Annotated in this window: 8 protein-coding genes; 3 read left to right on the top strand and 5 right to left on the bottom strand. The window is 70.9% G+C overall.

From position 1 onward, the window contains the following. Both ACFPZ3_RS26955 and ACFPZ3_RS26950 read right to left on the bottom strand, forming a co-directional pair. The coding region (locus tag ACFPZ3_RS26955; protein WP_379517064.1) for an MFS transporter at window positions 1-427 on the bottom strand (427 nt) is incomplete at its 3' end. A 71-nt stretch (window positions 428-498) separates the two neighbouring features. After that, a complete protein-coding gene (locus ACFPZ3_RS26950; protein WP_379517017.1) occupies window positions 499-1,338 on the bottom strand; it encodes an alpha/beta fold hydrolase in 840 nt (279 codons plus the stop codon). A gap of 111 nt (window positions 1,339-1,449) precedes the next feature. Between ACFPZ3_RS26950 and ACFPZ3_RS26945 the strand changes: the two genes are divergently transcribed. Continuing rightward, window positions 1,450-2,304 carry a class I SAM-dependent methyltransferase gene (locus ACFPZ3_RS26945; protein ID WP_379517016.1) on the top strand — a complete coding sequence of 285 codons (855 nt, stop codon included), beginning with the start codon at window positions 1,450-1,452 and terminating at the stop codon, window positions 2,302-2,304. Here ACFPZ3_RS26945 and ACFPZ3_RS26940 read toward each other — a convergent pair. After that, window positions 2,301-2,978, bottom strand: coding sequence for a TetR/AcrR family transcriptional regulator (locus ACFPZ3_RS26940; RefSeq protein WP_379517015.1), 678 nt, complete (start codon window positions 2,976-2,978; stop codon window positions 2,301-2,303). The genes ACFPZ3_RS26945 and ACFPZ3_RS26940 overlap by 4 nt on opposite strands. A 93-nt stretch (window positions 2,979-3,071) precedes the next feature. On the opposite strand from ACFPZ3_RS26940, the gene ACFPZ3_RS26935 reads away from it, so the two are divergent. After that, window positions 3,072-4,235 (top strand): FAD-dependent monooxygenase, encoded by a 1,164-nt coding sequence (locus ACFPZ3_RS26935; protein ID WP_379517014.1) that lies wholly within the window; start codon window positions 3,072-3,074, stop codon window positions 4,233-4,235. A gap of 252 nt (window positions 4,236-4,487) precedes the next feature. Here ACFPZ3_RS26935 and ACFPZ3_RS26930 read toward each other — a convergent pair whose 3' ends face one another. After that, window positions 4,488-5,060 (bottom strand): Dps family protein, encoded by a 573-nt coding sequence (locus ACFPZ3_RS26930; protein WP_379517013.1) that lies wholly within the window; start codon window positions 5,058-5,060, stop codon window positions 4,488-4,490. On the opposite strand from ACFPZ3_RS26930, the gene ACFPZ3_RS26925 reads away from it, so the two are divergent. Next, window positions 5,029-5,589 carry a hypothetical protein gene (locus ACFPZ3_RS26925; protein WP_379517012.1) on the top strand — a complete coding sequence of 187 codons (561 nt, stop codon included), beginning with the start codon at window positions 5,029-5,031 and terminating at the stop codon, window positions 5,587-5,589. The two genes, ACFPZ3_RS26930 and ACFPZ3_RS26925, sit on opposite strands and share 32 nt — an antisense overlap. A gap of 93 nt (window positions 5,590-5,682) precedes the next feature. Here the strand turns inward: ACFPZ3_RS26925 and ACFPZ3_RS26920 are convergent, their stop codons facing one another. Next, window positions 5,683-6,570: an ABC transporter permease gene (locus tag ACFPZ3_RS26920; protein ID WP_379517011.1), complete on the bottom strand. Its 888-nt coding sequence runs from the start codon at window positions 6,568-6,570 to the stop codon at window positions 5,683-5,685. Between the last annotated feature and the right edge of the window lie 262 nt (window positions 6,571-6,832).

Genomic DNA, 6,832 nt, shown 5'->3' with positions numbered 1-6,832 from the left:
CGCCCACGCCCAGTGAGGCGCTCATCAGGGCGGTCGCCGAGCCGAGCCGTTCCAGGGGGAGTTCGTCGCGCATGATGCTGATGCCCAGCGCGATGACGCCGAGGGCCAGGCCCTGCAGCACCCGCCCGGCGACCATGGGGGCCAGCGTGTCGCTGAGCGCGCAGATGACCGAGCCGGCCACCAGGAGGGAGAGGCTGATCAGGAGCATGCGCCGCTTGCCGTACATGTCGCCCAGCCGCCCCACCACGGGCGTCGCGACGGCGCCCGCGAGCAGCGTGGCGGTGATCGCCCAGGTGGCGTCGGACGGGGTGGCGCTCAGGAACCGGGGAAGTTGCGGGATCAGCGGGATGATCATGCCCTGCATGAGCGCGACCACGATCCCCGCGAACGCCAGCACCGGAACGACGGCCCGCGAGACATGAGGCATGAATGCAGCCTCCGTCGCGGCGATCTCCGCCGTCAATGACCGAGGCGGGGCGGGCGCGGCGTTTCTGGTGGTCAGTCCAGGAATGTCGCAATGGTTGGGACGAACCAGGCGGAGTCGTCGCGCCAGGGGAAGTGGCCCGCCCCCGGCTGCACGACGAACTCGGCGTCCGGGAACAGGCCGGCGAGTTCGGCGGCGACGGACGGGGGCGTGTTGAGGTCCACCTCTCCGGCCAGCACCAGCACCGGCGCGCCGAACGACGCCAGCGCGGCGCGGGTGGCCTCGGGGTCGAAGGCGCCCTCGGCGGTGTACTGGGCGGCGGCCTCGTCGTTGCGGTGCTCGTCGTGGGCCGCCTGGTAGACCTCCGTTTCCTCATCCCATCGGCCGTAGAAGAACGGGTCGATGGCCTTGACGCGCTCGGCGGTGACCTCGCCCGCCACGATGGCTTCGAGGGCCGCGAACGCCGTGGGGAACCAGGGCTCGTGCGCGCGCAGCCGGGCGAGCCGCAGCCGGGCCTGACCGGTGGGCTCGATGGCGACGGCCTTGGTGCTCGGGGTGATCAGGGCGAGCTTGGCGACGCGGGCGGGGTGGCTGGTGGCGTACGACATCGCCATGCTGGCGCCGGCGCAGTGGGCGAGCAGGTCCACCCGGTCGAGGCCGAGATGGTGGCGCAGGGCCTCGACGTCGCCGATCATCCGGTCGCAGCGGTAGGTCGCGGGGTCCTGCGGTTTCGCCGAGTGGCCGGTGCCCCGGGGGTCCAGCATGATCAGCCGCCGGTGCGCCGGGAGGCCGCCGAGGTCGCCGAGGTAGGTGGAGTCCTGCATGGGGCCGCCGGGCAGGCAGATCAGCGGGGCGCCGTCGCCGCGAACGTGGTAGGCGAGGGTGGTGCCGTCGGGGGCGGTGAAGGTGGGCATGGCGGGGATCCTGTCAGGACCGTCCTTCCGGGGCAATCGAGTTATCGGCCGCTCTTGCTTCATACGCAAGATGGCATGTCGAGTGCGCAAGGCTCGCATAGGGTCGTGGACATGGCACATCACCACCACCCCGAAAATCATCACGGCGCTCCGGCTGATGACTCGGCCATGGCCGAGATGCTGGATCTCGACGCCGAGGTCCTGGGCGCTCACCTCTCCGACGTGACCGCCTGGGTCCGGGAGTTGACCGCCGACCGGCCTCCCCGGCGGATTCTCGATCTGGGCAGCGGGACCGGCACCGGCTCCTTCGCCCTGCTGGAGCGGTTCGAGGAGGCGGAGACGATCGCCCTGGACCTGTCGGAGGACATGCTGCGGCACCTGGAGGGCAAGGCCGGGGAGCGGGGGCTGGCCGGGCGGATCCGTACCGTCCAGGCGGACCTCGACGCCGGGTGGCCGGCGATCGAGCCGGTCGACCTGGTGTGGGCCGCGCAGTCCCTGCACCACCTGGCGGACCCCGACCGGGTTCTCGCCGACGTCTTCGCCACGCTCCGACCCGGAGGGCTGCTGGTCGCGGTGGAGCTGGACTCCTTCCCGCGTTTCCTGCCCGACGACCTCGGCTTCGGCCGTCCGGGGCTCGAAGAGCGCGGCCACGCGGTCATGTCCGAGCGGCGGGCCGCCCACCTGCCGCACATCGGGTCCGACTGGGGGCAGCGCCTGGCCAAGAGCGGTCTGACCGTCGAAGGCGAACGCGTCTTCACGATCGACCTGCGGTCCCCGCTGCCACCCTCCGCCGGGCGCTACGCCCAGGTGACGCTGCGGCGGATGCGGTCAGGGCTGGAGGACGCGCTGAGCGCCGACGATCTGGCCGCCTTCGACGCCCTCCTCGACGACGGACCCCGCAACATCCTGCGGCGCGACGATCTGTCCGTACGAACCACCAGGACGGTGTGGGTGGCCAGGCGTTAGTCCCCGGCGGCGGGCGGGCGCCGGTCGTTTCCTGTGGGCTGGTCCGTGGATGTGTAGCGGGCCAGGTCGTCGCCGGTGAGCAGGCTGCCGGGCAGGTCGGGGCCGGTGCCGGCGCGCAGGCCGTTCAGCACGATCTCCATCACGCGGGCCGCAGGCTCGGCCTTCGGCAACCCGCGCGGCGTGTAGACGTGCAGGGTCATGAGGACGGCGATGTCACCGGGGCCGACGTCCGCGCGCAGGTCGCCGTCGGCCTGCGCCTGCTCGGTCATCCGCAGGACGAGGGCGACCGTGCGCTGCCGCAGCTCGTGCAGGTCCTGGCCGGCGCGCAGTGACCGGTGCACGAAGGGGTCGAGCCTGGACGACAGCTCCCCCAGCCCCACCTCGTGGCAGGAGCGCAGGAAGCGGCAGAGCGCGTGCCAGGCGTCGGGCTCCTCGCGCCAGGCGGTCTCGGCCAGGCCCGCGAGGAGGCGGAGGGTATGTTCGCCGACGGCGTGCAACAACGCGTCACGGTCGGGGAAGCGGCGGTAGAGCGTGCCGATGCCGACGCCCGCCTCCCGCGCCACCTCCTCCAGCGCCACGTCCACGCCCTGCTCCAGGAACAACTTCTGGGCCGCGGCCACGATCAGGTCCCTGTTGCGGCGCGCGTCGGCCCGCAACCCTGTCGCCTTCGGCATCATCGCTCCCGGAATAGGACTGGAGGATTTTCCTCCAGTTATGATAGCGTCAAATAAGTGGAGGGAAATCATCCGCATCTGTGGAGGCGCGCCATGAACGTACTGATCTCAGGAGCCGGTGTGGGCGGACCGACGCTGGCCTACTGGCTGGCCCGGCACGGGTTCCGCGTCACCGTCGTCGAACGCGCCGGCGCGCCGCGCTCCAGCGGCAACCCGGTGGACGTCAGAGGACCCGCCGTCGACGTCGCCGAGCGCATGGGCATCATGCCCAGACTGCGCGCGGCCGCCACCGGCAACACGGGGCTCAGCTTCGTCAACGCCGAGGGCAGGCGCCTCGGCCGGATGGACATGAACGACGGCCGGCAGGCGGGCGAGGTCGAGCTGCCGCGCGGCGATCTCGCCTCGATCCTGTACGAAGCCGGTCGCGACCACGCCGAATACCTCTTCGGCGACTCCATCGCCACCCTCGACCAGGACGAGCACGGAGTCGAGGTCACCTTCGAGCGCGCCGCGCCCCGCCGCTTCGACCTGGTGGTCGGGGCCGACGGCCTGCACTCGGTGACGCGCCGGCTGGCGTTCGGGCAGCAGGACGGGGTCGCCGAGCACATGGGCCTCTACGTCGCCACGACGCCCCTCGGCGGCCGGTCCGGGCCCGGCCGTGACGTCGTCATGCACAACACCCCCGGCAAGGCCGTCGCCGTCAGCCCCACGCCCAGCGGCGACCTGGCGTTCTTCCTCTACCGCGCCCCGGCGGAGCCCGGCTTCGACCACCGCGACATCGAGCAGCACAAGCGGCTGCTGACCGGCGCGTTCGCGGGCGTGGGCTGGCGGGCGCCCGAACTGCTGGAGCGCGTGCGCGCCGCCGACGACCTCTACTTCGACTCGGTCAGCCGGGTACGCCTGTCCCGCTGGTCCCACGGCCGCGTCGCGCTCCTGGGCGACGCCGGGTCATCCGTGTCGCTGTTCGGCGACGGCTCCACCCTCGCGATGGCGGGCGCGGCCACCCTCGCCGACGAACTCGCCGCCGGCCCTGCCGACCCGTCGGCGGCTTTCCAGCGGTACGAGAGCGCGCACCGGCGCCTGGTGGACCCCAAGCAGCGCGGTGTCGCCCAGGCCGCCGCGCTCATCGTCCCCGCCACGCGAGGCGGCATCGTGGCCCGCAACCTGGCCACCCGCCTCTGGCCGGCCGCCTCCGCCCTCTCCCGCCTGAAGACCACCCTGACCAGGCCGGCCCACACGGCCCCGACCACCCGCTGAACCGCCGGGGTCCTGCCCCCTCCCGCCACACTTCGGCGAGGTCCTTCCTGGAGAACGGCACCACGCCCGCCCGCACGGCGCGAACCGGGCGGCGCGCACCAGGCGGCGCGAACCGGCGCGGACCAGCCTGGACCAGGCGGCGTGGACCAGGCGGCGCGAACGGGCGGCGCGGACCAGGCGGCAGGCCACGTCGTCCGGCGGGCGCGGTGGCCCGCCGACGACGTCATGGCCTCGGGCGAGAACCGGCCGCGCTCACCTCGTGGCGCGGCGCATCGAACGGACCTGGCCGTTGCTGGGGGTTTCGACGAGCGGGGTGTCGACGAGGTGCTCCACCAGGAACCAGACCTGCAGTTCCCCCGTGCGGATGACGTCGGAGACCAGGATGTCGTTGGTGCCGTCGTCGCCCATCTCGGCGGCGCGGGCGGCAGCCTCGTGGGCGGAGATGAGGATGCTCTCGTGCGCCTCGATCAGGCGTGAAAGCATCGCCGGCACCTCCTCGGCGCCGTTCGGCGGACGCGGGATCATCGTGATCTCGGCGACGTGGCGCGGGTCGCCGACCGCGATGCCGCCCAGGCTCTGGATGCGCTCGGCCATCAGGTCCACGAGCTCGACCTGCTCGCCGGCGTGCTTGTCGAGCAGCAGGTGGAGCTGGTAGAAGGTCGGGCCGCGCATCAGCCAGTGGTGCTTCTTGTACAGGTTGAAGAGGATCTGTGTGTCGGCCAGGATCTGGTTCAGCCGTTCACAGGAGTAGCGGCGGGCCCCGTCGGACAGGCCCAGCGGCCACGTCCGGACCGTGCCGAACTTCTGGATCTCGGTGCCGCCCACGTGCAACCACGGCTGGCTGCTCGACACCTTCGTTGCTCTGGTGCTGGTCGCAGCCTTGGCGCGGGCCGGCGCTTTGGCGCGGGTCGCAGCCTTGGTACTGGTCGCAGCCTTGGTGCTGGTGGACGGCTTGGGACTGGTCGCGGCCTTGGCGCGGGCCGGCGTCTTGGCGCGAGTCGCAGCCTTGGTACTGGTGGACGGCTTAGGACTCGTCGCGGCCTTGGAACGGGTCGGCGTCTTGGCGCGCGTCGAAGCCTTAGCGCTGGTCGATGCCTTGGGACTCGTCGCAGCCTTGGCGCGAGTCGAAGGCTTAGCGCTGGTCGCAGCCTTGGCGCGGGTCGGCGCCTTGGCGCGCGTCGAAGCCTTAGCGCTGGTGGACGGCTTGGGACTCGTCGCAGCCTTGGCACGAGTCGGCGTCTTGGCGCGAGTCGCAGCCTTGGTGCTGGTGGGTGCTTTGGCTCTGGTCGCAGCCTTGTTGCGGGTCATGACGGGCACGATCATCTCCCGGTGCGGTGAGTTTGATCCGATCTGACCTCGAACCTTCCCGAATGTCCGCAATTGGTGCCCCAGCCCGATCAAGGGCATGGCAAAGGTTGCACACCCTCGATTGACGTTCGCCGTGCCGTCAGCCGCGCCCGTACCGGTCCTCGGCCCGCCAGAAGTACCAGAAGCCGGCGGCGAGCGCGACGAACGCCCACACCGTGCACGACACCCACACCATCTGCGGCGGCGTGTGACCACCGATGAGGATGTCGCGCATCCACTCGATGTAGGAGGCCGCCGGATTCAGGTACATCACCGTGGCCACCCACTCCGGCAGGCCCGCGCTGTTGACGACCTTGTCGTGGATGGCGAAGAACACGCCCGAGGCGTACAACCACGTGCGCATGATGAACGGCAGCAACTGGTTGAGGTCGCGCATCGTGGAGCCGATCCTGGCCAGAATCAGGCCGGCCCCGATGTTGAACATCGTCTGCAGCACCAGCACGATCGGGATCATCAGCCAGAACAGGGTCGGCAGCTCCCCCGTGATCACCACGATGACCAGCAGCACGCCCATGGAGATGGCCAGCTGCTGCACCTCCTGGATCGTGTAGGCCAGCGGCAGCGAGGCGCGCGGGAAGTGCAGGGCGCGGATCAGCGACAGGTTGCCGGAGATCGACTTGGCGCCCGCGCTGACCGTGCGCTGCGTGTAGGTGAAGACGAACATGCCGGTCAGCAGGAACGCCGTGTAGTTCGGGATGTTCCTGCTGCCGCCGAGGATGAGGCCGAACATCACGTAGTAGATGGCCGCGTTCAGCAGCGGGGTGAGGACCTGCCAGAGCTGCCCCAGAGCCGAGCCGGAGTATTTCGAGACGTTGCGCGAGGTCGCGTACGTCAGCACGAAGTGCCGCCGCTCCCAGAGGTGGCGGAGATAGACGGTGAACCTGGGGCGTGCGATGGCGGGGCGGAGCCCGTGCATACGGGCCAGCTCCGCCAGCGACTCTGACGCGGGGTCTTCCACGTGGCTCATGAGCACCTCCGATTGCCGATCATCCCTTGTCACAGGGGTCGTCGGTCCAGTTTTGGGCCGGAGCGTCGGCGAGTCGAGCACTTTCGTTTCCTTGCCGGAGCCGGAGCACCAGGGTTCCCCCTCGGCCGAAGCCGAAATACGGGGGTTTCTCCGGCGTCGACCGGAAGCAGGGGCCCGCCAGAGGTTTCCGATCTCGGCCGGCGCGAGGGCACGTCAGGGGTTCCCGGCCACGCCGGCGCGAGGGCACGCCAGGAGTTTCCGG

This window comes from Nonomuraea insulae (genome assembly GCF_042656245.1).
This window is presented reverse-complemented; position numbering and strand designations above follow the sequence as displayed.

What these genes read in the sequence shown, in the direction of transcription:
- ACFPZ3_RS26950 (WP_379517017.1), bottom strand. Translation starts at nt 1,338, where the DNA reads ATGCCCACCTTCACCGCCCCCGACGGCACCACCCTCGCCTACCACGTT.
- ACFPZ3_RS26945 (WP_379517016.1), top strand. Translation starts at nt 1,450, where the DNA reads ATGGCACATCACCACCACCCCGAAAATCATCACGGCGCTCCGGCTGAT.
- ACFPZ3_RS26940 (WP_379517015.1), bottom strand. Translation starts at nt 2,978, where the DNA reads ATGCCGAAGGCGACAGGGTTGCGGGCCGACGCGCGCCGCAACAGGGAC.
- ACFPZ3_RS26935 (WP_379517014.1), top strand. Translation starts at nt 3,072, where the DNA reads ATGAACGTACTGATCTCAGGAGCCGGTGTGGGCGGACCGACGCTGGCC.
- ACFPZ3_RS26920 (WP_379517011.1), bottom strand. Translation starts at nt 6,570, where the DNA reads ATGAGCCACGTGGAAGACCCCGCGTCAGAGTCGCTGGCGGAGCTGGCC.